Annotated in this window: 23 protein-coding genes and 1 pseudogene; 13 read left to right on the plus strand and 11 right to left on the minus strand. The window is 37.9% G+C overall.

The window, feature by feature from the left end:
- Positions 1-168: 168 nt before the first annotated feature.
- The 3 genes and pseudogenes from QM374_RS02540 to QM374_RS02550 form a co-directional block, all read left to right on the plus strand.
- Positions 169-782, plus strand: a pseudogene (locus QM374_RS02540) (lysostaphin resistance A-like protein); the annotation flags it as partial.
- Between the two features lie 132 nt (positions 783-914).
- Positions 915-1,901 carry a rhodanese-related sulfurtransferase gene (locus QM374_RS02545; RefSeq protein WP_414310775.1) on the plus strand — a complete coding sequence of 329 codons (987 nt, stop codon included), beginning with the start codon at positions 915-917 and terminating at the stop codon, positions 1,899-1,901.
- A gap of 123 nt (positions 1,902-2,024) precedes the next feature.
- Positions 2,025-2,885, plus strand: coding sequence for a DUF4299 family protein (locus tag QM374_RS02550; protein ID WP_414310776.1), 861 nt, complete (start codon positions 2,025-2,027; stop codon positions 2,883-2,885).
- 104 nt (positions 2,886-2,989) lie between these two features.
- Here the strand turns inward: QM374_RS02550 and QM374_RS02555 are convergent, their stop codons facing one another.
- From QM374_RS02555 to QM374_RS02580, 6 genes are all read right to left on the minus strand, one after another.
- Positions 2,990-3,964: a DUF6574 domain-containing protein gene (locus QM374_RS02555; protein WP_414310777.1), complete on the minus strand. Its 975-nt coding sequence runs from the start codon at positions 3,962-3,964 to the stop codon at positions 2,990-2,992.
- Positions 3,965-3,994: 30 nt separating this feature from the next.
- Complete coding sequence (locus QM374_RS02560; RefSeq protein WP_414310778.1) at positions 3,995-4,942, minus strand: DUF4097 family beta strand repeat-containing protein; 948 nt, start codon at positions 4,940-4,942, stop codon at positions 3,995-3,997.
- The gene (locus tag QM374_RS02565; protein ID WP_414310779.1) at positions 4,935-5,528 is read right to left on the minus strand and encodes a DUF1700 domain-containing protein; all 594 of its coding nucleotides are present in this window, start codon (positions 5,526-5,528) and stop codon (positions 4,935-4,937) included. The genes QM374_RS02560 and QM374_RS02565 overlap by 8 nt, the downstream gene beginning before the upstream one ends.
- Entirely contained in the window at positions 5,515-5,841 is a 327-nt protein-coding gene (locus QM374_RS02570; RefSeq protein WP_000273853.1) for a PadR family transcriptional regulator, read from the minus strand. The genes QM374_RS02565 and QM374_RS02570 overlap by 14 nt, the downstream gene beginning before the upstream one ends.
- 160 nt (positions 5,842-6,001) lie before the next feature.
- Positions 6,002-8,722, minus strand: a complete 2,721-nt coding sequence (locus QM374_RS02575; RefSeq protein ID WP_414310780.1) for a hypothetical protein — start codon at positions 8,720-8,722, stop codon at positions 6,002-6,004.
- 212 nt (positions 8,723-8,934) lie between these two features.
- Positions 8,935-10,101: a CynX/NimT family MFS transporter gene (locus QM374_RS02580; RefSeq protein WP_414310781.1), complete on the minus strand. Its 1,167-nt coding sequence runs from the start codon at positions 10,099-10,101 to the stop codon at positions 8,935-8,937.
- A gap of 218 nt (positions 10,102-10,319) precedes the next feature.
- Here QM374_RS02580 and QM374_RS02585 point away from each other — a divergent pair, with 218 nt between their 5' ends.
- The 3 genes from QM374_RS02585 (at position 10,320) to QM374_RS02595 (ending at position 13,635) form a co-directional block, all read left to right on the plus strand.
- Positions 10,320-11,150, plus strand: coding sequence for a glycosyltransferase (locus QM374_RS02585; protein WP_414310782.1), 831 nt, complete (start codon positions 10,320-10,322; stop codon positions 11,148-11,150).
- 69 nt (positions 11,151-11,219) lie between these two features.
- Positions 11,220-13,073: a nucleoside-diphosphate sugar epimerase/dehydratase gene (locus tag QM374_RS02590; protein ID WP_315640169.1), complete on the plus strand. Its 1,854-nt coding sequence runs from the start codon at positions 11,220-11,222 to the stop codon at positions 13,071-13,073.
- A 145-nt stretch (positions 13,074-13,218) separates the two neighbouring features.
- Positions 13,219-13,635, plus strand: a complete 417-nt coding sequence (locus tag QM374_RS02595) for a DUF805 domain-containing protein (RefSeq protein ID WP_414310783.1) — start codon at positions 13,219-13,221, stop codon at positions 13,633-13,635.
- Between the two features lie 87 nt (positions 13,636-13,722).
- Here QM374_RS02595 and QM374_RS02600 read toward each other — a convergent pair whose 3' ends face one another.
- From QM374_RS02600 to sdaAB, 3 genes are read right to left on the minus strand one after another with little or no spacing between them, the layout of a single operon-like run.
- A complete protein-coding gene (locus tag QM374_RS02600) occupies positions 13,723-14,364 on the minus strand; it encodes an HAD hydrolase-like protein (protein ID WP_414310784.1) in 642 nt (213 codons plus the stop codon).
- Between the two features lie 23 nt (positions 14,365-14,387).
- Positions 14,388-15,260: an L-serine ammonia-lyase, iron-sulfur-dependent, subunit alpha gene (gene sdaAA / locus QM374_RS02605; RefSeq protein ID WP_414310785.1), complete on the minus strand. Its 873-nt coding sequence runs from the start codon at positions 15,258-15,260 to the stop codon at positions 14,388-14,390.
- 8 nt (positions 15,261-15,268) lie between these two features.
- The gene (sdaAB, locus tag QM374_RS02610; protein ID WP_414310786.1) at positions 15,269-15,940 is read right to left on the minus strand and encodes an L-serine ammonia-lyase, iron-sulfur-dependent subunit beta; all 672 of its coding nucleotides are present in this window, start codon (positions 15,938-15,940) and stop codon (positions 15,269-15,271) included.
- Between the two features lie 241 nt (positions 15,941-16,181).
- On the opposite strand from sdaAB, the gene QM374_RS02615 reads away from it, so the two are divergent.
- Complete coding sequence (locus tag QM374_RS02615) at positions 16,182-16,808, plus strand: LysM peptidoglycan-binding domain-containing protein (protein WP_414310787.1); 627 nt, start codon at positions 16,182-16,184, stop codon at positions 16,806-16,808.
- A gap of 51 nt (positions 16,809-16,859) precedes the next feature.
- Here QM374_RS02615 and QM374_RS02620 read toward each other — a convergent pair whose 3' ends face one another.
- Positions 16,860-17,723, minus strand: a complete 864-nt coding sequence (locus QM374_RS02620; RefSeq protein WP_414310788.1) for a helix-turn-helix domain-containing protein — start codon at positions 17,721-17,723, stop codon at positions 16,860-16,862.
- A gap of 847 nt (positions 17,724-18,570) precedes the next feature.
- Between QM374_RS02620 and QM374_RS02625 the strand changes: the two genes are divergently transcribed.
- The 3 genes from QM374_RS02625 to QM374_RS02635 all read left to right on the plus strand — a co-directional run bounded on the left by QM374_RS02625 (position 18,571) and on the right by QM374_RS02635 (position 21,146).
- Positions 18,571-19,473: a hypothetical protein gene (locus tag QM374_RS02625; RefSeq protein ID WP_414310809.1), complete on the plus strand. Its 903-nt coding sequence runs from the start codon at positions 18,571-18,573 to the stop codon at positions 19,471-19,473.
- Positions 19,474-19,731: 258 nt separating this feature from the next.
- Positions 19,732-20,460 carry a hypothetical protein gene (locus QM374_RS02630; RefSeq protein ID WP_414310789.1) on the plus strand — a complete coding sequence of 243 codons (729 nt, stop codon included), beginning with the start codon at positions 19,732-19,734 and terminating at the stop codon, positions 20,458-20,460.
- A 470-nt stretch (positions 20,461-20,930) separates the two neighbouring features.
- On the plus strand, positions 20,931-21,146 hold the full coding sequence (locus QM374_RS02635; RefSeq protein WP_414310790.1) for a hypothetical protein: 216 nt from the start codon (positions 20,931-20,933) through the stop codon (positions 21,144-21,146).
- Between the two features lie 161 nt (positions 21,147-21,307).
- Here the strand turns inward: QM374_RS02635 and QM374_RS02640 are convergent, their stop codons facing one another.
- The gene (locus tag QM374_RS02640) at positions 21,308-22,126 is read right to left on the minus strand and encodes a hypothetical protein (RefSeq protein WP_414310791.1); all 819 of its coding nucleotides are present in this window, start codon (positions 22,124-22,126) and stop codon (positions 21,308-21,310) included.
- A gap of 303 nt (positions 22,127-22,429) precedes the next feature.
- Between QM374_RS02640 and mnmA the strand changes: the two genes are divergently transcribed.
- The 3 genes from mnmA to QM374_RS02655 all read left to right on the plus strand — a co-directional run bounded on the left by mnmA (position 22,430) and on the right by QM374_RS02655 (position 24,787).
- On the plus strand, positions 22,430-23,551 hold the full coding sequence (gene mnmA / locus QM374_RS02645; RefSeq protein ID WP_414310792.1) for a tRNA 2-thiouridine(34) synthase MnmA: 1,122 nt from the start codon (positions 22,430-22,432) through the stop codon (positions 23,549-23,551).
- Positions 23,552-23,570: 19 nt separating this feature from the next.
- Entirely contained in the window at positions 23,571-24,185 is a 615-nt protein-coding gene (locus tag QM374_RS02650) for a MarC family protein (protein WP_002894248.1), read from the plus strand.
- Positions 24,186-24,331: 146 nt separating this feature from the next.
- Entirely contained in the window at positions 24,332-24,787 is a 456-nt protein-coding gene (locus tag QM374_RS02655; protein ID WP_414310793.1) for an NUDIX hydrolase, read from the plus strand.
- The last annotated feature ends 7 nt before the right edge of the window (positions 24,788-24,794 follow it).

The raw sequence follows: 24,794 nt of genomic DNA on the forward strand, positions 1-24,794 counted from the left end.
ATCCATTCTTTAAAATCAGTGCAATCTTATCCTACTTATTTTTCGTATATGGGCTTTCTTATACTCTTCGAAAATCAAATTCAAACCACGTCAGCGTCGCCTTGCCGTACTCAAGTACAGCCTGAGGCTAGTTTCCTAGTTTGCTCTTTGATTTTCATTGAGTATTAGCTAACACTTAAGGTTCAAAACTACTGGCAATTTTCTTCTCAGATTGGCAATTTTTTCTGGATCCGAAACCTTATCAGTCTTGTCTTTATTAGCATCATGATAGGGATTTTAATCAAGACAGGCCATGGTTATCTTTTTGTCATTCCTAAGAAAAATGGTTGTGGTATGGACTACTAACAGTTCTTGTAGCTGTACTCCTTATAACTTTTAATTTCCAAACAGCTAGACATGTACAATCAACTTCTGAAGGTTGGGCTGTGTTGATTGGCTATAGTGAGACAAATTTTGCTGAGTTGGGTCTCTACTTGACCTTATTTTTCCTAGGTACTCTGATGGAAGAGTTGATATATAGGGGCTTGTTCCAACATGCCTTCTTTAAAGATTCGAAATTTGGGCTTGACCTGATTCTTCCTTCGCTTTTGTTTGCTCTTCCTCACTTTTCAAGTTTTCCCAGTGTACTGGATATTCTTGTTTTTTCGACATTTGGAATCTTTTGTGCTGGTTTAACTCGCTATACCAAGAGTATCTATCCTAGCTATGCAGTTCATGTTATCAATAATATCGTAGCTACCTTGCCGTTTTTGGTAACCTTTCTTCATCGAATATTTAGCTGAAACAAGATCTGAAACTGGGTCTTGTTTTCAATTTTCGGTCAAATAAATTGCATTCGCTTTCTTGGGGGAGTATACTGGTATAGTTGAATGAAAAATTCTGATAATTTAATCTTAGAAAAGAGAATTAATCTTATGTCAAAAGATATTCGTGTCTTACTATACTACCTTTATACTCCAATTGAAAATGCGGAACAATTTGCTGCAGACCATTTGGCTTTCTGTAAATCAATCGGCCTCAAAGGTCGTATCCTAGTCGCAGACGAAGGGATCAACGGAACCGTTTCTGGAGACTACGAAACAACGCAAAAATACATGGACTACGTTCACAGCCTTCCAGGTATGGAAGACCTCTGGTTCAAGATTGACGAAGAAAGTGAGCAAGCCTTCAAGAAGATGTTTGTTCGCTACAAGAAAGAGATTGTCCACCTTGGTTTAGAGGATGATAACTTTGACAACGACATCGACCCACTTGAAACAACAGGTGCTTACTTGTCTCCAAAAGAATTCAAAGAAGCTCTTCTAGACGAAGATACAGTGGTCCTTGATACTCGTAATGACTATGAGTACGACCTTGGACACTTCCGTGGGGCTATCCGTCCAGACATTCGTAACTTCCGTGAGTTACCACAATGGGTTCGTGATAACAAGGAAAAATTCATGGACAAGCGTGTCGTGGTTTACTGTACAGGTGGAGTCCGCTGTGAGAAATTCTCAGGTTGGATGGTTCGTGAAGGCTACAAAGATGTCGGTCAATTGCATGGAGGAATCGCCACTTATGGTAAAGATCCAGAAGTTCAAGGGGAACTTTGGGATGGGAAAATGTATGTCTTTGACGAGCGTATTGCAGTCGATGTCAACCATGTCAATCCAACCATTGTAGGCAAAGACTGGTTTGATGGAACACCATGTGAACGCTATGTCAACTGTGGAAATCCATTCTGTAACCGCCGTATCTTGGCATCAGAAGACAACGAAGATAAATATCTTCGTGGTTGCTCACACGAGTGTCGTGTTCACCCACGTAATCGCTATGTTTTAGAACATGAATTGACACAAGATCAAGTCATCGAGCGTTTAGCAGCAATAGGTGAGAGTTTAGACCATTCTGAAGTTGTATAATAAACATTAACAGTCCTAAAGGGCTGTTTTTCTATGCTTTTGACTAAAAAATCTTAAATTTGTTTCTGCATCTTTCAGGAAAATGGTGTATACTATATGTAAACGATTTCAAAGGAGACCATTATGGTGAAAACATTTTTTATTCCAAATAAACAAAGTATTTTAGGACAACAGGAGATTTTAACAGCTAAGTCAGTCTTGGCCCTAGTAGATGGCTTGGAATCGCATAGTTATGATGCTATCTACCTCCGTCAACCTCTCAATCGCCTTGAGTATATCGAGTGTGGAATCGTAGGTAAGTCTCAATTTCTCTTTAAAGTTCGATATCTAGATGCTCAAAAAGGCTATCAAGTGATCATTCCTGACTTAATTACAAGAGCTGACTGGGAGGTTGTAGAAGGGCTCTTGCGGGCTTTGTCTAGCAAGGTTGGTGAAGCAGTTGAAGGCTTGGCAGACTTTGATTTGGAAAACTATTTTCAAGAAACGGTTAAGAGCTATCTAGCGGATAAGGCTGCTCGTTTGGCCTTTTGCCAAGGAATTCTTTCACCTGTTTACTTTGATAAGAAGGATTTAGAAAGTTTCCTAGAAGAAGATGGACTGGCACGTTTTGAAGAATTAGTTAAGAGGGTTCAAGGGTCAGATGCCTACCCTGCAAGTGTGAAATTCTACCCAGATAGTGAGGGTAAGGTTCATGGCATCTATCACCTGGCTCAGGGGGTTAAGACTATTTTGCCGAAAGGTCCTGTTGTTCCTGTGCCTTATGTTGAGCAGTTGGCTGGTAAGGACCTTGTCTGGGAGATTGACTTGGTAAAAATCTCTGGAGATGGTTCTAAGCCTGAAGACTATGAAGCAGTAGCTAGACTGGATTATCAAACCTTCTTAGAAGTTCTTCCAAAGGAACTTTGTCAGGATTTGGATGCTAACCAAATAGTGGTAGGACCTGTTTTGGGGGAAGATTTTGAGAACTTAGTAAAAGGTAACTAGAGGCATATATGAAGGATACCAGTTTTAAATAATGTGATAAGGCAGATCGTTTGGTCTGCTTTTTGTGTACACAAAAAATCCTGTCAGAGTGACAGGATTTTATCTTACATAAAAGCTAGGATTCGGAGATAATCAGAAACCAGTGCCATTTCTGCTAGGAAGAAGAGAAATAGGACGCTTCCGTTGACGAGGACAGCCAAGAGCAGGCGATAAAAGGGATCAGTTGAGCTATCCTTACTCGGTCTTGAGATGATGTAGAGGTTGCCAAGTAGGAGCATACCAATACTAATGAGACAGAGAAGAGCCGCAAAGCGTAGGCCATTAAAGAAGGCAAAGAAGCTAGCGACGCCTGTCAGTAGGATAGGAAGGGCGAAGATCCTGCCATACTCTTGAAAGGCTCTTTCCAGTGTCCAATCGCTGTCCTGATCGACAAAACGTTTGACTACGAATCCACCCATAAGGATAGAAAAGAAGAAGAGGCTTGTCGCTACTAAGATAGAGAAGATAGAAAAGAGATTGAGAGATGGGAATTGTTCCACGAAGTTGGCATCGATACTTGCCATGTGGCCGTAGTAGCTATGTTTGGCATGGTAAACAGTAAAGAGGAAACTCGTAGCAGAAAAGATAGTTAGGAGTGCAAAGGCATTATAACTATGTTTTTTATCTGTATCAAAACGAGCTGTCGGCTCTTTCAGAGCACCTAGTAGCCAGGTCCAAAAATCAGCCAGTTCTTCTTTGAAGATTGCAGTTTTTGTAGGTGTAGGGTCTGGTAAAAATGGGCTTTCCAAAGATTTGCTGGTTAAAGGTTTGCTTGTCTGAGAAACTTCTTTAACAGGTTTTTCTGACTTGTCTGTTTTTGTTGCCAGTTCTTCTTCTTCAGCTTCTTGTTCTTCAGCCTCTACTTTTTCTAAATCAGCATCCTTATCTTCTGGAATAGCTTGGGAATTTTCCTCGACTACTGGCAACTCTTCTTTTTCTTTTAGTTCTTCCTCGGGAATGACTGGGTCAGATGGACTTTCTTTTTTATCATTGATGGCTGTTTTATCTAAATCAGCACTTTCAAACCATTCTTGAGTCATGATGAGACCTCCCTTTTGATTAGTAACTTTTTATTCATGATGTCTATAAGAAGGCGAGCGAACATCCTCTTTTGGTAGATTGATGTCTTGACCAGCTTTTGCGACAAGTAAATCTTGCGTATCTTTTTTCTCTACTTTGTAAGGATTTGAGAATTCTTCATCTTCCTTGTTTTCCTCGTTTGGATTATATCCTTCCCGACTACGATGATAGATGGAACCATGGTCAGAAGAAAGTTCTACATTAATTCTCTCAAGTTCTTTTTTAGCTAGCTTGATGACCATATCTTTTTTTGACTCTAGCTCTACCTTACCATGTACTTGAATATCCTCAGCAGAGATATGTTCATGGTCTGCTTGGATGCGGCTATCTGTTAGACTGGTTTCAAATACATTGACAATTCCAGTTGTGATCAGTTGGCTATTTTTAATCTCGCTATCAGTGATACGAAGGAGATATCCATTTGACAGAATCTTGGCATTGCTGAGTTTTGCATTAGCAATTGAAAGGATACGATGGTTTACCTGGGCAGTTAGATTTTTTAAGTCTTTTCCTCTTGGTAATGAGAGAACAACTTCATCATTGCGGCTAGAAATTCCGCTTGCGATAAAGAGGATACCTTCGATACTAGAACCTATAGAGCGACGTGTAGTAGACTTGGTGTCAGTTATTTCAAGACTTTTCTCTTTGATAGAGTGTTGAAGATTTTCTTTTTCAGAGATGGTTGGATGATACTGGAGGTGAATCTTATCATCATTTGACTCCGTAATGACGAGCGAATGTTCTGTTAGTGAGATGTTTAGATTTTCAATATCTTGATCAAAAACGAGTTCTTCCATTCGACTTTCAAAGACTGGATTTTGAGACATTGCAAGGAGGCTTCTGACTCCGTCTGTTTGGATGCCGATGATCATCATTGAAAAACCGATGATACTGGTAACAACACCAAAGATAAGAAATCCTTTTGTCCATTTACGCATGTCTTTCACCTCTCTTTCCTCTATTAAGAATCCATTGGATAAGTCGAAGGACTAGTAATCCAAAGAAACGTGCTACATAGGAAGTCGCTAGTAAGACTAGAGACGAAGCTCCGATTGCCAGTAAACCTCCACCAAAAATCAGTACAAAAGCAGATGTCGATTCAGCCAGAACGTAGAAGCTTTCAAATAGGAGAACGCCTCCTAGGATTAGTCCAGCTACTGATACAGCAAAGAAGGCTATAAGTATACTGACAGCAGCGATAAAAATCCCGATGATAGCCATGAGAATAGCAATTCCGACTGGAATTCCGATAGGGGCTGCAAGAAGGGCTAGTAGAGCGATGCGTAAAATATGGCGGTCGTTCTTACTGGAATTTTCTTCGTTGATTTTCTTATCAAGAAGTGTAGTCAGGACATCATGGGCAGCTTCTTTTGGACTTCCCAGGCTAGCGATAAGCTCCTCCTCACCTTCTGGACCCGCATCATCAAAGAGTTCTTTGAAGTAATCCATGGCTTCAATGCGATCAGATTGAGGAAGCTTCATCAGATAGGCTTCAAGCTGATTCAAATATTCAGTTCTTGTCATGGCGAATGCTCCCTTCTATGATGCCGTTGATAGTGTCAGTGTAGAGTGTCCATTCTTCTCGAAGGACAAAGAGTTGCTCCTCTCCGATTTCTGTCAAGGAGTAGTACTTCCGCATCCGACCTTGGTATTCGCGAGAGTATGTAGTCAAATAGCGGTTGGTATCCAGTTTTTTCAAGATGGGGTAGAGGGTAGATTCCTTGATTTTGGCAATGAGTTTAATGGTTTGGCTAATCTCATAACCATAGGAATCCCCTTGTTCTAGGATGGCCAAGATGAGAAATTCAATCAAGGCCGATGATGTTGGAAAATACATGGGGCACCTCCTTTTTTAGTATGTAAAAATTTTATATATAATTATTCTACACATACATCATACATCTAAATGTAAGCCCTGTCAAGTAATATGTGTAAAATTTTTATATATAAAAAATCTTCTAGTGAAAACTAGAAGATTAGAGGATTTTCTGAGAAATTTATCTGAATTTTATCGTAGATTTTTTATATTTGATATCATTATCCAATAGCTTCAGTAAAGGCGTTACATATTCTGGATTTGGAAACTTAGGACCAAAAATTACCTTCTCAATTTGAATTGGGTTTTCCCGTTCTACATAAAGTTTACCAATTCCAGATTCTTTATCAATTTTTATTTTATCGTTACTTGGGTCTAGATTAGCATAGCGTAAGATGCGCAGTTCGTTTTCATATTTGTAATCGACAGATTTAAATAAGTAGCGAATTTCTTCGATACATTCAGAAATAGCATTTTGATAGTTCTCCTCCGTGACTTTTGAACCGATATCTAGTTTTTCTTTTAAACTATTCAACAATTTTTCTAATTCTTCTATTTCCGACTTCTCAAATAGTTCAGTTCGTTCTAGTTTTAAATTTTCCTTTATATGCTTAACATAGGCAATTCGGTAGAGATAATCACGATTCCCTTTTGAATCACTAGCTTTTTCTACAGAATTCGGTTCAGTTCCTTCATCATTAACAGTATCGACTGAATTTTCGCTTTCACTCCGAGAGATAGATTTTTCAAAACCACTATTTAATTCAGATTTCAGTAAATACATCTTATCAGAGAATTCTAAAATGTTTTTTTCTTGACGCCACGAAACATCATTGAAGGAAGTAAATCTAGAAAAATCATCTTCACGAAGTACTAGACAAACACCTTTGGCATCATCACCATACTGGGACCACATGGCCAGATCATCCGTTTTGTTTGTAAAACTCATTAAAAACCATGAGCTTGGTTCTAAGATATCTCGTCTATCTAAACCTAATATCTGTTCTATGACGATTCCTTCTTCAGGATCATTCATATAATTAGCATTATACAAGCGAGTTTTCCCAGATACCGAAAAAGTACTTTTCTTCTTTTCATTCTCCTCTTGATCTAACATAATTTGGAGAGTGCTTCCCTTGGTGTAGTGGCCGAATTTAAGCATCTGATTTTTATCTTCGTCTTTTAGCCCAAGTTGATACTTGATTTTTTGAACAAGTTGATAAATAGATAGCAAGTTCTTTAGTTCACTCGAGTCTTCTTTATAACGTTTTACCCATGTTTGTAAAATAGCATATTTAGTATTCTTTAAAAGACCTTCTTTTAGGATAAAGTTGAATAGCTTGTACTCCTCTCTATAACAAACATTATCATCATGAAAAAATAGATCATCAAAATTTTGTAACATAAATTTGGAGAACTGTTCATAGAGTTTTTTAATTATTTTTGTGGTTTGCAGACGTTCGCTTAACTCTGTTTGGTGTTCAAATAAGCTTGCTAAGACCGTGCTATATATAAAAGCAATTTCTTCGGATTTTGGAAATTTTTGCTGCAATTTTTCTAATTTCTCGACAGTAGCCTCGATTTTCTTTAACTCGGTCTGCTTGATTAATAAAACGAACAAAAATCTAGCATACTGTAAAGCTATGTCATGCGATTCAAGGAATTTTTGCTGCAATTCCTGTAATTTCTCAGCAGTAGTCTCCAGTTCGTCCAATACGGTCTGCTCGAACGATAAAAGGACCAAAGTCCTAGCAAATGCTTCTGCTATATCATGTGATTCAGGGAATTTTTGTTGCAAATTCTCTAATATTTCAGCAGTAGTCTCTAGTTCCTTCAACACAGTCTGCTTAATTGATAAGTTGAACAAAATCATAGCAAATGCTTCTGCTATATCATGTGATCCAGGGAATTTTTGTTGCAAATTCTCTAATATTTCAGCAGTAGTCTCTAGTTCCTTTAACTTAGTCTGCTTATTTGATAAATTAAATAAAACCAGGGCATACGGCAAAGCTATATCATGTGATTCAGGGAATTTTTGTTGCAAATTCTCTAATATTTCAGCAACAATCTCAAGTTTATTCAACACGGTCTGTTTGCTTGATAAAATGAACAAAAACCTAGCATAGTGCAAAGCTAAATCATGCGATTCAAGGAATTTTTGCTGCAATTCTTGTAATTTCTCAACAGTAGCCTCCCGTTCCTTCAACGCAGTCTGCTCGATTGATAAATTAGCTAAAATCTTAGCATACTGCAAAGATAAATCATGCGATTCAGGGAATTTTTGCTGTAATTCCTGTAATTTCTCAACAGTAGCTTCGAGTTCCTTCAACACAGTCTGCTCGATTGATAAATTAACTAAAATCTTAGCATAGTGCAAAGCTATATCATGCGATTCAGGAAATTTTTGCTGCAATCTCTGTAATTTCTCGACAGTAGCTTCGAGTTCTTTTAATACAGATTGCTTGCTTGATAAAATGAACAAAAACCTAGCATAGTGCAAAGCTATATCATTCGATTTAGGGAATTTTTGTTGCAAATTCTCTAATTTTTCAGCAGTAGTCTCTAGTTCCTTCAATACAGTCTGCTCGAATGATAAAAGGACCAAAGTCCCAGCTAATGCTTCTGCTATATCATGTGATTCAGGGAATTTTTGTTGCAAATTCTCTAATTTTTTAGCAGTAGTCTCCAGTTCCTTCAACACAGTCTGCTTGGTAGATAAAATGAGCAAAATCCTGGCATACTGCAAAGCAATCTCTTCATATTCTGGAAATTTCTCATAAATTATTTTTGCTTTTTTTGCTAGAGCTTCACAGGCAGTCTTATCGGTCTCCTCTGCTGATAAGTCAAGGAGCTTACCTAACTCTGCTATACTTTGTTCCAAATTGTATTTCTGTTCATCCATACTATGTCCTCACTTTGAAATAGTAATTATTGCTAGTTAAAACTAATCTGCCTTTTCGTTTCTTAATTAGTTTCTACATATTTTATTATATCAAAAACCACATTTTTCTCCTAGTATATGTATGATGCTTTTTAAATATATACTCATACAAAAAAACCAGACTCAGTCTGGCTTTCAAAGTGTGTTTGTTTGTGGTAACTTCTAAAAACTTTCTAAAGGATTTTATCCGCTCGATCCACCATAAAGAGGGCGATTGTCATGATGATATCAATTACTAGAAGAATCAGTACCGCTGGAACCCAAGACTGGAACATGTTAAAACTGTAACCAAAGAGAGTTGGTCCAAAGGCAGCTAGAATGTAACCACCGGTCTGGGCAAGTCCAGATAATTGAGCCGTTTTTTCAGGCGAGCTTGTTTTAATAGAGAAGCAAACCATGAGATAGGGGAAAAGTGCGCTACAGGCCGTGCCAATCAAGAGGTGAGCCATCAGCCAATAAAAGAAATTACTACTTGGGTATAAAAGCATAGCAATTCCTAACATACCAGCCAGAGAGATGACTGCTAACATGATTTGACGGTGACGATTTGACAAACGCGTCGTTAAACTTGGAATGGTCATGGAGAAGGGAATGCTAATTAGTGAAAAGATAGAAGCCAGAAGTCCGGCATCCGTATGAGCTAGCCCTGCACTGATGGCCATGGTTGGTAACCAGGTCATGCTGGTATAGAAGAGTAGGGACTGAAGTCCACCGAAGACAATAATAGCCCAAACTTGCTTGCTTTTTAGGATATTCTCTTTTTCTTTTTTCTCTTCATGCCCTTCTAGAAAATGATTGTGGCCATGGTTGGGGAACCAGACCAATAAGGTTAGCAGGCAGACCATGGACAGACAGAGAATCAGCCCCTTCCAAGATGTTGCCTGAGTAATGGGTACAGAGAGGTAGGAAGCTAGTGCTGTCGCGATTCCCATAGTCGTCACATAAACCGTTGTCAGGAAGCTAATCTTTTGTGGGTAGTTTGCCTGAATCATACTAGGAAGAAGTACGTTAAAAATAGCGACACTTGCTCCGATGAGTAAGGTTCCCAGATAGAGAAGGGGAAGATTGAAGATACGAATCACTGAACCGATGGTTAAGACGAGGAGGCTGTAGGTAAAAAGATGCTCAAGTCCAATCTTTTGAGCCAAACGCGTCGCAAAAGAGGAGAAAAGAGCAAACATCAAGAGAGGGAGACTGGTCAAAACACCAAGTGAACTAACTTCCACGCCTAAATCTTGGGCAATATCTCCCAAAACAGTTGGTAAAGCTGTGAAAGGAGCTCTTAAGACCGCTCCGATTAAGATAATTCCTAGAATAAAAAAGAGTGATCGTTTGTTCATGTGCACCTCAATAAGCTGATTTTGATAACAGCTTATTTTAATTTTTTTTCCTAAAGATGTCAAGTTGACCTGACGTGATTCGCTACGTAGCCGATAGAAATCATAGAAAATAAGGACAATATATTTACTAGTTTTTTTCTGGGATTCAAATAAAAATAGGAAAGTCTGAAAAATTGTGATAAAATAGTGAAAGAAAATATATACATTGGAGAAAAACTGTGTCTGAAAATCGGAAATTTAGTGTCTTGATGTCAGTCTATATCAAAGAAAATCCTACCTTTCTAGAAGAAGCGGTAGAGAGTATCTTACATCAAACGCTTAAGCCTAGTGAAGTGGTTATCGTTGAAGACGGTCCATTGACACCTGAACTCTATCAAGTGTTGGAAAAATTGGTAGCACAGTCAAGTATTCCAATCAAACGTTGTCCACTGGAGCAAAACCGTGGTCTGGGCTTGGCACTACAGTATGGTGTTTTGCAGTGTCAGTATGATGTCATTGCCCGTATGGATACGGATGATATTGCTGTTGAAGATCGTTTCGAGCAACAGTTTGACTTGATGGAAAAGGGGAAATTGGATCTACTAGGCGGTCATATTGCAGAATTCATCAATCAACCTGATGAAATTGTTTCTTACCGTCGTGTGCCGATTAAGCACGAAGAGATTATCGCCTACCAACGTATGAGAAGTGCTTTTAATCACATGACTGTTATGTTTAAAAAAGAGATGGTTCTCAAGGCAGGTAACTACGAAGATGGGCTCTATATGGAAGACGATTTGCTCTGGCTCAATATGATTAGTGCTGGTGCTCGGACTGGAAATGTGGATCAGATTCTTTGTAAGGTACGCGTGGGAGCAGGGATGTTTGAACGCCGTGGTGGCCTTCGCTATCTTAAACTCTATCGTCAGGCACGTCAAAGAATGCACGCGCGTGGACAGATTTCTTATGGTGAGTATCTGAAAAGTGTTTTAATCCAAGTTGTCGTTGCCCTATGTCCAGGCTTTGTCCGACAGTTTATCTTTTTAAAACTATTGAGAAAAAGTAAATAGCTAATTAGTTTAAAAAAATGTCTTGTAATTACTAGAAAATGTGATTTTGTGTAGGAGGATACCATTCACATGAATAAAAAAATGACAGATTATGTAATTGATCTGGTTGAAGTGTTAAATAAACAACAAAAACAAGTCTTTTGGGGGATTTTTGATGCTGCCAGCATGATTTCCTCAATCATTGTTTCTTACATCTTGTTTTATGGATTGATCAATCCAGCTCCTGTGGACTATGTCATCTATACAAGCTTGACCTTCCTTTTCTATCAAATCATGATTGGATTCTGGGGGCTCAATGCTAGCATTAGTCGTTATAGCAAAATCACAGACTTTATGAAGATATTCATCGGAGTAAGTGTCAGCAGTGTCTTGTCCTATCTCCTTTGCTATGCCTTCTTGCCACTTTTCTCTGTGCGTTTCATCGTTCTCTTTATCTTGCTCAGCACCTTCTTGATCTTGCTCCCACGTATTACTTGGCAGTTGATCTATTCAAGACGCAAAAAGGGTGATGGAGAAGGGGAACATCGTCGTACCTTCTTGATTGGTGCGGGAGACGGTGGAGCTCTCTTTATGAACAGCTACCAACATCCTACGAGTGATCTTGAGTTAGTGGGTATTTTGGATAATGATGAAAAGAAAAAAGGTCAAAAACTAGGTGGAATCCCAGTCTTAGGATCTTATGAACAGTTGCCAGAACTCTCTAAACGTCATCAGATTGAAAAAGTTATCGTTGCGATTCCTTCTCTCGATCCATCAGAGTATGAGCGTATCCTAAAAATGTGTAACCAACTTGGCTTGAAGTGTTATAAGATGCCCAAGATTGAGTCGGTTGTACAAGGATTGCATCCTCAGGTAGGTGGTTTCCAAAAAATCGATATTACTGACCTTTTGGGACGTAAAGAAATTCAACTAGATGAGTCACGTCTAGGCTCAGAAATTACTGGAAAAACCATCTTAGTGACAGGTGCAGGAGGTTCTATTGGGTCTGAGATTTGCCGTCAGGTTAGTCGCTTTAATCCAGAGCGCGTGGTTCTCTTGGGTCATGGGGAAAACTCCATTTATCTGATCTATCATGAATTGATTCGAAGCTTCCAAGGAATTGACTATGTTCCTGTGATTGCAGACATCCAAGACTACGATCGCTTGCTTCAAGTATTTGAGCAGTACCAACCAGCCATTGTTTACCACGCTGCTGCCCATAAGCACGTGCCAATGATGGAACGTAATCCAAAAGAAGCCTTTAAAAATAATATCCTCGGAACTTACAATGTTGCCAAGGCAGTTGACGCCGCTAAGGTACCGAAGATGGTTATGATTTCGACCGATAAGGCCGTTAATCCACCAAACGTAATGGGAGCTACCAAACGTGTGGCAGAGTTGATTGTTACAGGATTCAACCAACGTAGTCAATCTACCTATTGTGCGGTTCGTTTTGGGAATGTTCTTGGTAGCCGTGGTAGTGTGATTCCAGTATTTGAGCGTCAGATTGCAGAGGGTGGTCCAGTGACTGTGACAGACTTCCGTATGACTCGTTACTTTATGACCATTCCAGAAGCTAGCCGTTTGGTGATCCATGCAGGAGCTTATGCTAAAGATGGAGAGGTCTTTATCCTTGATATGGGCAAACCAGTTAAGATTTATGATTTGGCCAAGAAAATGGTTCTTCTTAGTGGACGTACTGAAAATGAAATTCCGATTGTAGAAGTGGGGATTCGTCCAGGTGAGAAACTCTATGAGGAGTTGTTAGTATCTACTGAATTAGTTGATAATCAAGTCATGGATAAGATTTTTGTTGGTAAGGTTAATGTCATGCCACTTGAAGTCATCAATCAAAAGATTGAAGAATTCCGTGCCTTGCAAGGTTCAGAGTTGAAGCAAGCCATTATCGGTTTTGCCAATGAAACAACTCACGCTGATTCATAATAAAAGTAAGGTATTATCCCTAGAACTCTTTTTGACAGGAGGGAAGGGATAGTATCTTTTTTTTTAGATTTGGAGAGACTTTCAGAGTTTTTTGAACAAACTTGTTATTGAATAGATATAGTAAATAAAAAATTAGGAGTAACTTATGATTCAAGCATATAAAAATTTCTTTAAAGGCTATGCAGATTTTACAGGCCGCTCAACACGTCCAGAGTATTGGTGGGTTTGGCTGATGAATCATATCTTGTTCCTACCCCTGTATATCCTTATCTTCAATGAAGAGATAAACCAAGGTCCTGCTCTGAACTTTACTTTAGTTATATTGGTTGTCAGTATTTATGCCATTTTGGCTCTACTCCTTTTGTTGCCTACTTTAGCGTTAAAGATTCGTCGTTTGCGTGATGGAGGTTTCCACTGGGCCTTTATCTTCCTTCACTTTGTTCCAATGGTCGGACGTTTTGCTCTATTAGTTCTGCTAGCTATGCCAAGTAAGGAAGTAGAAATAGTAACAATCAATAGACCTAAAGAAGTTGAAAGCGAAGAAGTTTCCCCTTTTGAATAATTGGATGAATATGGGGAATGTCATTCTCCTCATTATGATCAGACAAAAAGCTCCCAAACCTAACTTTTAGGCTGGGAGTCTTTTGTTTTAGCGTTTTAATTGTAGATGGTGTAAAATGTCTGTTGGGTGGTGAGCAATCCAGTCAGGATGATAGGTCATGAGCTCCTTTTCATCGCCAAATCCCCAAGTAACCGCTAATTTTTTAATGCCAGTTTCTTGGGCACCAATCATATCAAACTTGGTATCTCCGATAATAATAACTGTTTCGGGAGTTAGATGATGAGTTTCCAGAGCCTGACGAATAACATCTGCCTTGTGTAGGACTTGAGGGCTTGAACCATAAATGCCATCAAAGAAGTGGTCAATCCCAAAATTTCTAGTCATGTCAACTGCGGTTGGTGTATTCTTCGTAGTAGTGATATAAAGAGGATAATGCTCAGCTAGTTCTACAAGTAAATCTTTGATATGTGGAAAGAGTTGGGCTTCGTACACACCCTTTTCCTTATAATAAGAACGATAGAGCTGGATGGCTTCCTCTATCTGCTCAGCTGGTAAACAACTAGCAAAGCTGGTTTCTAGTGGGGGCCCCATAAAACCTCGAATGGTTTTGGCACCAGGACTAGAAACTCCAAGTTGGTCAAAGGTATAGGTGAAACCATTATGGATACCGATAGAACTATCAACTAGCGTTCCATCTAAGTCAAAAAAGATAGCAGATATAGATGACATTGATTCTCCTCATAATGATGAAATTATTCGCCGAAGATTTCTTTTTGAAGGCGACGACCTGTAGGTGTGGCAGCGAGTCCCCCTTCAGCAGTTTCACGAAAGGCAGTTGGTAAGCTAGATCCTACTTGATACATGGCGTCAATGACCTCATCAACTGGAATTTTGGATTCAATACCAGCCAGAGCCATGTCGGCTGCGATGAAGGCAAAACTTGCTCCCATGGCATTCCGCTTGACACAAGGAACTTCAACCAAACCTGCAACGGGGTCACAGATAAGACCGAGCATGTTTTTGATAACGAAGGCGATAGCCTGACTCGCCTGATAAGGCGTTCCGCCTGCAGCTAGGGTTAGGGCAGCGGCACTCATGGCTGAAGCTGAACCGACTTCGGCCTGGCAGCCACCTTCGGCTCCCGAGATAGAAGCGTTGTTAGCAATCACGAGTCCAAAAGCACCTGCAGCGAATAAGAAGTCTAGTTGTTGTTCATGAGTTAAATCCAACTTTTGAATAGCAGCAGTGAGAACAGCTGGAAGGCAGCCTGCACTACCAGCAGTAGGTGTTGCACAGACCAGTCCCATCTTGGCATTGTGTTCATTAACGGCGATAGCATTACGAGCTGCAGACAAGACAGTGAAGTCTGATAGGGTCTTTCCTTTTTTGATGTAGTGGTCGAGCTTGGAAGCATCTCCACCTGTTAAGCCACTACGAGATTTTTTTTCACTAAGACCAAGCTCAACTGAAGCTTTCATGACTTCAAGGTTACGCTCCATGAGGAGAAGAACTTCTTCGCGTTCTCGGCCAGTTAGCTCAAACTCGGTCGTAATCATGAGTTCCGCAACATTTCCTTTAAAATCAAGTTCGGCTTGTTGGACTAATTCTTTGATAGAGTAAAACATATTTTCTCCTATTGAAAGAAATTGACATTATGCAAATGAGGAATTTTACGAATCTCTTCGATAGATTCTTCACAGTTGCGGCTATCAACTTCGATAATCATAATGGCTTTCTCACCAGCTTTTTCTCGAGTTACATTCATTTGAGCGATGTTAATGTCAAAGCGAGAGAGGGCCTCTGTTACGTGAGCGATCATACCAGGAACATCCTGATGAACGATGATAATGGTAGGAGTGTTCATGTTGAGGGATACGGCAAAGCCATTGAGCTCTGTTACCTGGATATTTCCACCACCGATTGAAATTCCTGTCACACTGATGGTCTTGTGCTCATTCTTAACAGTGATTTTCGTAGTGTTTGGATGAGGGGCGTTACTGTCTTTCTGGATGGTCCAGACAATTTTGATGCCACGCTTATGGGCAATTTCTAAACTATTTGGAATTTCTGGATCATCTGTGTCCATTCCTAAGATTCCAGCGACTAGGGCGAGATCAGTTCCGTGCCCTCGATAGGTTTTTGCAAAAGAATTAAAAAGCTGGAACTCGACCTCGGTTGGAGTATCGTCAAAGATAGAAGAGACGATTTTACCGATACGAACAGCTCCTGCCGTATGACTACTAGATGGGCCAATCATGACTGGCCCAATGATATCAAAGACAGATTGAAAACGAAGTGATTGCATCTGTTTCCCCTTAAAAAGATTCTTACCTCTATTATATCAAAGATTAGATGCAAGCGCTCAATTCCATGATAAAATATCTAAAATCCTCATAAAGCCTATAAAATCAAGCCTTTTGTAACAAAAAGAGGCTGTTTAAGCGAAATAAAACATAGTCTTGTAACATTTCTACATAAAACCGTCAAGAAACAGTAATAATAGTAGGGTATGATGGAAATATAAGAAAGAAGGAGAATCTTTTAATATGAAATCAACAACTAACAAAATTAAAACAGGACTTGTAGGAGTAGCAGCAGCGCTTGCTTTCCTTGCACCATCACTTACTTTTGCACAAGAAACAACAACTTACACAGTAAAATCAGGTGACACTCTATCAGGAATCGCTGAAAAATACAATACAACTGTTGAAAAATTGGCAGAAAAAAATAAGATTAAAGATATTCATTTGATTTATGTAGACCAAGTATTGGTGATTGATGGTGAAGCACCAGCAACTTCAACTACTTCAACTGCGCCAGCAGAAGCTCCAGTAGCAGCACCTGCAACTACTGAAACAACAACTTATGAAGCACCAGCAGCAAGCGTAACTGTTGCAGAAGAAACTGTTGCTACAACAGAAACTTCAGCATCAACTTCAACTGTAAGCGGATCTGAAGCAGAAGCTAAAGAATGGATTGCTCAAAAAGAATCAGGCGGTAGCTACACAGCTACAAACGGACGTTACATCGGACGTTACCAATTGACAGATTCATACTTGAACGGTGACTACTCAGCAGAAAACCAAGAACGTGTAGCAGACGCTTATGTAGCAGGACGTTACGGTTCATGGACTGCAGCTAAGAACTTCTGGCTTAACAACGGTTGGTACTAAGAACTGACGAACAAAATAAGATGCAAAAGTCGAGGGATTTCCTCGACTTTTTTATATTTCCTTTGCTTGATAATAGGTCTCCACTTCCTTTTTGAGGTAGGCTAGCATGGAGGTTTCATCAGTTAGTTCTAGAAGGGAGAAGCCCTTTTGAATAAGATGATCATTACTAGTGCAAATACCTATTCGAACATGAGTGATTGCCAAAATATCGTATCTTTTCTTTTTCTTGGCATCCTCTAGTAAGGTGTAGCAGATTTGTTGACAGGTATTTTTATCTTGATTGTACAAGTAGATGGTGGACAGATTGAGTAGGATTGTCATTCGTAATTCATATAAATGTCGATAGTTTTTATATTCTTCCAAGCGCTGCAAGATTTGTTCAGTGATGAGGTGGAGGTGTTCGATGGGAAAGCTAAAAAGTATGGTGTTGAGGATTTTTAGGTCGCTTTCATACCATGTATCTTGTTTTTCAATTTTTTCCCAAAGCTTTTTTACAGTTTGTTCCACTTGGATTGAAAGTTGCCCTGTTCCATGTTGACGGATATAAATGACAATTTCCAGCATATCTCTGATTTCCTCTATAGGGATATCGTGATGAATCTTGAGATAGTCTTGGCATGTTTCAAATAAATTGACTAGACTACTGGTACCAAAGATGGAACTCGTATTGAGATAGGTTTGCATGATTTCTGTTCGCTGGCTTGGCTGATAGAGATGGCAGATGTATTCAAACTCTTCAAAACTCATATTGATTTGACGGAGAAGAAACTCCATGTTTTCATATTTGGGAGTTGCCTTGCCACTTTCAAACTTGGAAAGGCTGGTTCTTGAAAGGACCTTTCCACAGACCTCTTCTTGGGTCAATCCTTTTGACTCACGTATGTCTTTATATACTTTTCCGAAATCATAGCGCATGATGTTCTCCTTTTCGTGAAAAAAGTTAACAATAAATTGAATTCTATTAAACATATTGTATCATAAGAATATAGAAAGTAAATAAGAGGTATCATGTAGCTAGAAAATAATAGATTGGAGGTTGTTTCAATGCGTAAAAATAAAGATCTATTTCGGGTAATCATTGTCTTTGTGGCAGGGGTTATTTTGATTCTAGCAACACCAGTGTTATTTAGAGTTGTTATAGAACTACTGTCAAAATAAAATCTGCATTGATTAGATTCATTAGGATTTAAAATCATTACATGAGAGCTTCTGGATAAATTTAATTTGCTGTAAGATTTGCTTATTTCATCAATTGCTTTTAGTTAGAATCCTGATTTTTCATTTACCATATTTATATTCACAGAAGTTCTAATCAAGACATTAAAGTGGATATCATGAGAAGAAAATAAGAAAGGTGATTTTATCTATAGTGGGTAGAATCTAAAAAATAAATTATGACTCATTTAAAATTTTATATCAAATCCGTTCTTTGTTCATTGGTATTGTTTATCCTTTTAATTCTTTTTATTAAAAATATATATTACCCTGCTCTAAAGATAACTATTGAAGTTATTCTGTCATTTTCGATAGGTAGTCTTTGTTATGCCATTTTTTGTAAAACAAATCGTGCTGCTTTCCTGCCAATTTCGGTTGTTTTATTTTTGCTGACACTCTATTTGATGGGAGCATAGTGTTTTAGCAGGAACTTTGTCAGTTTGCATTTTTTGATGATTGAAATTGCTACATTTGTATTAGGTTTATAATCAAGGAGTTAGGATAATTTTTTGCCTTGTGCGAACTAGAATAAGGATATTGTAAAATTATAATGCGTAAACTAATTATTTTCTTACTAATGCTCCCTCTTTTGGTCTTGTGGTTAGAGTTGTATGTCTTAGTGAATAATTTACCTTTGAATCGAGAAATTCCCCTTGATTTTATGATCAGTATGTGTCTTACTTTCTGTAGTTTGCTTATCTCAAAAATAGTTTTAGATCTACTATATGCATTGAAAGATGTATACAAGAAAGAAGGTCTTATTACGATTTTTCCTTTTATTTTTATAGGAAAGAAGAAAGTAAATGCGAGATTCTCACCCTATTTTTCATTCCATCGTAAAAGCTTGTCTACGGATGATTTAAAATTTAGAATTATATGGAGTTTCTTTCTTGAGATAGCCATTATCCTAGCATTTATTTTAAAAATTCCTTTTGCTATCATCATGCTTACTACAATATTTTTCTGGACTATAATGGATATCAACCATCTCGTTTTTAATAAGACGGAATTTCTTTTCAATCAAAATAAATGGCAAAAAGAAGATTCGTTTGACAGGGATTTGACCAATGCGTTAAAGGATAAAATACAAAAATCAGATTTAAGTTATTCTGATTTAATGTGTATTCTGCTGTATGATGCGATCAACCAATCCACCTTTTTAGCGAATAGTGACCTCTTTGAGGATATTTTGAAAACAATTGAAGATTTTCATAACACCCTTCTGTGTACAGCTCTTGTCGAGTTACTGATGTATGAGATTTCTATTAGTAACAATAACAACTGGTCCAACAAGCTTGATAAAATTAAGATACAGCTCATCAGAATCAATCAATTAAATTTTTTCTATTATACAAGTTGGTTAAGAAATAATTTTAATTTCTGTATGAACAGAGAGTATCATAAGATGAAATCACGAAGGATATTTATTAGCAATAAGAAGATAATCTAGATTCGTCTTGTGAGTTCAATAAATGAAAATATTTCAACAAATTAGTTTTACAAATTTGTTCATTTATAAAACATGATTAGGCAAAAAAGAGCATCTTATCTAGGTGATGAAGAGATGAAAAGTAAGCTGTCTATAGTTAGGACACTATCCTAACCATGCCACGTTCAAGAAGGGAAATCTTATGAAGTTAGTATTACCAAATAATAATAGAAGTTGTGATATTAACGGGAACTTTTATCCCTGGGAAGGATTAGACAGATGAGTAATGTAGATAAGATTCGAAAAATACATATTATCGTTTGTTGGATGTATATATTTTTGTCATTTAAGCCGATAATCAGTAACACGGAGTATTTTTTACTTATTTTTTTAGCTTTTATCTACTCAATAGTATCGCTACCTCTATATTCTGTGAAAAATAAAATAGTATCTATCTGTCTAGCCATAAATTCGGTTCTGTTAATGAGTTTCCCCATTTTAATCAATAAATTTTTCCCAGAAAATTTTTTCACTTATATCGTATTAATAAGTGTTTTTATTACAGAGTTGATAATTTTTCATTTAATTGATAAAGGTTTTGCTACTAAATTGACTAACGAATATAAGAAAATTAGTCAGTTTAGAAGCGAGGTGTATCAATTTCCTTGGATAAAATATTTAGAGATTTCTAGTTTCATATTAGCTATATTTCCTTTTATTCTTCATGGTACAGTTGATATTTCTGTACTGACTCTTATCTTTTTGATAAAAATTTGTATAGATACTATGATAAAATTTTTATTTATCAGATTATTTGATGCAAGTACTTTAATGAAGAGGAGAATATTTTTTCTTTTCGCATTGGATGCTATAGCTTACTTAGTTTTAGGATATCTTTTAGTGATTCAAAAAGCAGGTTATTTGTTTTCGGTTTTACTTCTTTTCTCTAATTTTTCAATTCCCTTTATCAGAGAAAAAGAGTATGAATTATTTAAAAATAGCAAGTAATAGAAATATGGGTGAAATCTTAGAATGGCTTAAAATCAGATATGATAAAGGGAAATAGTCTTATCTAGGTAACTAAGTACTACAAACACAGTCGAGGATCACTTATTAGGATTACACTTTAATTAGGCTTAATAAGAATGGAGTATTCCTATGGAAATCGTATGACTCTTAAGCTTCGAATACCTTAGTTCTCGTGATTTTGAGCTATTCTAGCTTTAGAATCCTTCAAAAAGTAAAATGTTAGGCAATAAAAGACTTAGAACAACCTCAAAACATTTATTTTATAGCAATTCTAAACTTAGAATCGTATGGATTCAATCTGTTCGATGGTTAGGACAGCTCTATTCTGGAAAATCTGGATGATCAATGGTTTAGAATAGTATTTCGCCAATGGTTTTTGTGGAAGGATTGATTGTTTTATGATAGTCTAAAATAAAACTGATTTAATGGAGCAAATGGAGAATCGTTACATGAAACATTTTTTTGCAGGAATTGGTGAGATTCATTTTTTGTTATTTTTATTATATCTAAGTATGTCTACTAGTCCAATTATTGGACTAGTGATTGGACATACTAAAATAAATCTAATAAATTCTATTATTATAGTTCTTGGTATGATATTGGCATTAATTTTGGTATTATCAAGGGTGTATAGAAAATATTTTTATAGAGACGAAGATGACTAAAGTTTTAATCAATAATTGGCTCCATAATATCTATAGGGAATTTACCTACTACAAATATCATAGAGCCCTAAAAAAGAGCCTGGAATGGCTCTTTTTATGTACTATTATTTTTATTTGATGTAAACATTAGTGGTAGCAGATTTATTAAGGCTCTGACAAGTTTATGGATTTTCTACACCTGAATTAGTAGGTTGATGACTATTTGTATTGCTATCTTCAGCATTATTACTATTGGTATTAGCCTCTGCTTGATCTCCTGTATTGACAACATTATTTCCACCACTACCAGATGAATATTGCTCAGCTGCAGGTGCTTGGGAATTATTCAGGTTTCCATATGATTCAGAGTAGGTTGGAGTGTAGTTGCTATCTTCTGAATTGTAGGATTCTACTCTCTGAACGCTACTAGTCGTTTCAGTCTGGTTAGACTTTTGTTCTTCTTTTTTAGTCAAGACTTCAATTTGTTTTTGAAATTTAGAGATTAGTTCTTGAATTGGTTTAATCTTTTCTTCAAGAGCAGTTTGATCGTTTGCAGAATTGATATTTTTAATGATTTCTAGTATTTTTTGTAAGGAAGTAATGGCTGTTTCGAGTGTTTGTTTATCTTGAAACTGGCTATCAGAATCTTTTATATCTAGTTTTAAAGCTTTTTCACTATAATGATTTGTGACTTTATCGGCAGTAGAAGTAAGAAAGTCTGCTAGTGTTTTTTTGCCTTCATCAGTAGTTGGTTTCAATTCTTGGATTTTTTTCCAATCTTCTATAATGGTTTCAGAATCAATATTGAAGTTTTTAATAGCGTTTTTTACTTGTTCAACATCTTGATGATTCTTTTGATGGTTGACGAGAGCAACATTCCCTCTCTCTGCTTGGATTTTTTCTTGATGGAGGACTAAGCCTGTCAAAAGTCCAAAACCTGCAATAATTATAATAGTAAACAGGGTATTTTTTGATTTTAGTATATCTTTGTAGTTGTTCACAATAGTTATACGCACATGGATGATGGTATATGTAAGGAATCATGTGCGCGTTCCTCCTTATTATAGTATATCATTTTTAGCTGATTTTAAAAGTAAGTTTATAAAGAGAATAGGGGGTTAGGTATGAATTGCCTTTTTGTATCCTTATCTTCATGTATTTACATAAGAGCTTGGTAGATTATCAGCCTCTTCCTTGTCTTCTCTATCTAAGCATGTTATAATGAAAACTGCTCAAACGACCTTCAATCGTGGATGCAAACACGACCTTCAATCGTGAATAAACGAATAGATGGGAGACTTACCATGAGTGATAACTCTAAAACACGTGTTGTCGTGGGGATGAGTGGTGGTGTCGATTCGTCGGTGACGGCTCTTCTTCTCAAGGAGCAGGGCTACGATGTGATCGGTATCTTCATGAAAAACTGGGATGACACAGATGAAAACGGCGTCTGTACGGCGACCGAAGATTACAAGGATGTGGCTGCAGTGGCAGATCAAATCGGTATTCCTTACTACTCTGTCAATTTTGAAAAAGAGTACTGGGACCGTGTTTTTGAGTATTTCCTAGCGGAATACCGTGCAGGACGCACGCCAAATCCAGATGTTATGTGCAACAAGGAAATCAAGTTCAAAGCCTTTTTGGACTATGCCATGACCTTGGGTGCAGACTATGTAGCAACTGGGCATTATGCCCGAGTGGCGCGTGATGAGGATGGCACTGTTCACATGCTTCGTGGCGTGGACAATGGCAAGGATCAGACCTATTTCCTCAGCCAACTTTCTCAAGAACAACTCCAAAAAACCATGTTCCCTCTGGGGCATTTGGAAAAGCCTGAAGTTCGCAGACTAGCAGAAGAAGCAGGTCTTGCGACTGCCAAGAAGAAAGACTCGACAGGGATTTGCTTTATCGGAGAAAAGAACTTTAAAGAATTTCTCAGCAACTACCTGCCAGCCCAGCCAGGTCGCATGATGACCGTAGATGGACGCGATATGGGGGAGCATGCAGGCCTTATGTACTATACGATTGGTCAGCGTGGCGGACTCGGTATCGGTGGGCAACACGGTGGGGACAATGCCCCTTGGTTCGTTGTCGGAAAAGATTTGAGCCAGAATATCCTATATGTCGGACAAGGATTCTACCATGATTCGCTCATGTCAACCAGCCTAGAAGCCAGTCAGGTTCACTTTACTCGTGATATGCCAGAGGAATTTACATTAGAATGTACGGCTAAATTCCGCTACCGTCAACCTGACTCGAAGGTGACTGTACATGTCAAAGGAGATAAGGCAGAAGTCATCTTTGCGGAGCCACAACGCGCCATTACACCAGGACAGGCAGTTGTCTTTTACGATGGTGAAGAATGTCTCGGTGGTGGTTTGATTGATAATGCCTACCGCGATGGCAAGGTTTGTCAGTATGTCTAACTGGAGTTAAGTAAAAACGATGAGTTCTCAATTTTTTTATGCATTTATGGCATTTTTCGCTATAATGAACCCAATTTCAAATCTTCCTGCTTACATGGCTTTAGTAGCAGATGATAGTCAAAAAATTTCACGAAAAATTGCTTTTAGGAGTCTTTTGATTGCCTTTGTTATTGTAACTGTTTTTATCTTTTCAGGAGATTTCATTTTTAAAGTATTTGGAATTACAATTGTTTCTTTCAGAATTGCTGGTGGAATATTAGTGGCCGTTATCGGTTATCATATGATTAATGGTAATCATTCACCCAGCTATAAAGGAATGGAGCAGCAAGCAGTAAATTCAGATCCAATGTCTATTGCTATTTCTCCTCTTGCAATGCCACTTTTTGCGGGACCAGGTACAATTACAACTGCTTTAAGTCTGGCTAATGGAGGTTTGCAGAATCAACTGATAACCGTAGTTGCTTTTGCTCTACTATGTGTCATCACTTATCTCCTGTTAAGAAGTGCAAAACAAATTGCAGGCTTCTTGGGAGAAAATTTGATGAAAATTATAACGAAAATGATGGGACTTTTACTATTCTCGATAGGAATACAGATGATTATCGTCAGTGTGCAGACCTTGCTCAAACAGTGATTTGCATTGACAAAACGATTTGATTTGATAAAATAACTTTAACAATAGTCATGATGGTCAAAGCTCATGGATGTTGCAGGCTTTTTTGTCCTGCCCTTCTTTGGAGTTTTGACTGTTTTTGTGTCATTTAGAGGAAAGGAAAAAAGATGATTCAACAAGACTTTCGGACAAAAGTAGAAAATACGGTTTTTGGCGTTCGGGCGACAGCCTTGATTCTCCAAAATCGTAAACTTCTAGTCACCAAAGATAAGAACCAGTATTACACCATTGGTGGCGCTATTCAAGTCAATGAAAGAACGGAAGAAGCGGTAGTCCGTGAAGTGAGGGAAGAACTGGGTATCAAAGCTCAAGCTGGGCAATTAGCTTTCGTGGTTGAAAATCGTTTTGAAGAAGACGGCGTTAATTACCACAATATCGAGTTTCATTATCTGGTGGACTTACTTGAGGATGCCCCATTGACCATGCAGGAAGATGAGAAAATGCAGCCCTGTGAGTGGATTGACTTGGATAAGCTTGAGGGTATTCAGCTGGTTCCAGCCTTTTTAAAAACAGCCCTACCAAATTGGGACGGACAATTACGACACATCCATCTTAACGAATAGGAGAGAA

Source organism: Streptococcus infantis, assembly GCF_047465525.1.
Taxonomy (GTDB): domain Bacteria; phylum Bacillota; class Bacilli; order Lactobacillales; family Streptococcaceae; genus Streptococcus; species Streptococcus infantis_R.

Coding starts and splice junctions, on each gene's coding strand:
- QM374_RS02545 (WP_414310775.1), top strand. CDS start 915: ATGTCAAAAGATATTCGTGTCTTACTATACTACCTTTATACTCCAATT.
- QM374_RS02550 (WP_414310776.1), top strand. CDS start 2,025: ATGGTGAAAACATTTTTTATTCCAAATAAACAAAGTATTTTAGGACAA.
- QM374_RS02555 (WP_414310777.1), bottom strand. CDS start 3,964: ATGACTCAAGAATGGTTTGAAAGTGCTGATTTAGATAAAACAGCCATC.
- QM374_RS02560 (WP_414310778.1), bottom strand. CDS start 4,942: ATGCGTAAATGGACAAAAGGATTTCTTATCTTTGGTGTTGTTACCAGT.
- QM374_RS02565 (WP_414310779.1), bottom strand. CDS start 5,528: ATGACAAGAACTGAATATTTGAATCAGCTTGAAGCCTATCTGATGAAG.
- QM374_RS02570 (WP_000273853.1), bottom strand. CDS start 5,841: ATGTATTTTCCAACATCATCGGCCTTGATTGAATTTCTCATCTTGGCC.
- QM374_RS02575 (WP_414310780.1), bottom strand. CDS start 8,722: ATGGATGAACAGAAATACAATTTGGAACAAAGTATAGCAGAGTTAGGT.
- QM374_RS02580 (WP_414310781.1), bottom strand. CDS start 10,101: ATGAACAAACGATCACTCTTTTTTATTCTAGGAATTATCTTAATCGGA.
- QM374_RS02590 (WP_315640169.1), top strand. CDS start 11,220: ATGAATAAAAAAATGACAGATTATGTAATTGATCTGGTTGAAGTGTTA.
- QM374_RS02595 (WP_414310783.1), top strand. CDS start 13,219: ATGATTCAAGCATATAAAAATTTCTTTAAAGGCTATGCAGATTTTACA.
- QM374_RS02600 (WP_414310784.1), bottom strand. CDS start 14,364: ATGTCATCTATATCTGCTATCTTTTTTGACTTAGATGGAACGCTAGTT.
- sdaAA (WP_414310785.1), bottom strand. CDS start 15,260: ATGTTTTACTCTATCAAAGAATTAGTCCAACAAGCCGAACTTGATTTT.
- sdaAB (WP_414310786.1), bottom strand. CDS start 15,940: ATGCAATCACTTCGTTTTCAATCTGTCTTTGATATCATTGGGCCAGTC.
- QM374_RS02615 (WP_414310787.1), top strand. CDS start 16,182: ATGAAATCAACAACTAACAAAATTAAAACAGGACTTGTAGGAGTAGCA.
- QM374_RS02620 (WP_414310788.1), bottom strand. CDS start 17,723: ATGCGCTATGATTTCGGAAAAGTATATAAAGACATACGTGAGTCAAAA.
- QM374_RS02630 (WP_414310789.1), top strand. CDS start 19,732: ATGAGTAATGTAGATAAGATTCGAAAAATACATATTATCGTTTGTTGG.
- QM374_RS02635 (WP_414310790.1), top strand. CDS start 20,931: ATGAAACATTTTTTTGCAGGAATTGGTGAGATTCATTTTTTGTTATTT.
- mnmA (WP_414310792.1), top strand. CDS start 22,430: ATGAGTGATAACTCTAAAACACGTGTTGTCGTGGGGATGAGTGGTGGT.
- QM374_RS02650 (WP_002894248.1), top strand. CDS start 23,571: ATGAGTTCTCAATTTTTTTATGCATTTATGGCATTTTTCGCTATAATG.
- QM374_RS02655 (WP_414310793.1), top strand. CDS start 24,332: ATGATTCAACAAGACTTTCGGACAAAAGTAGAAAATACGGTTTTTGGC.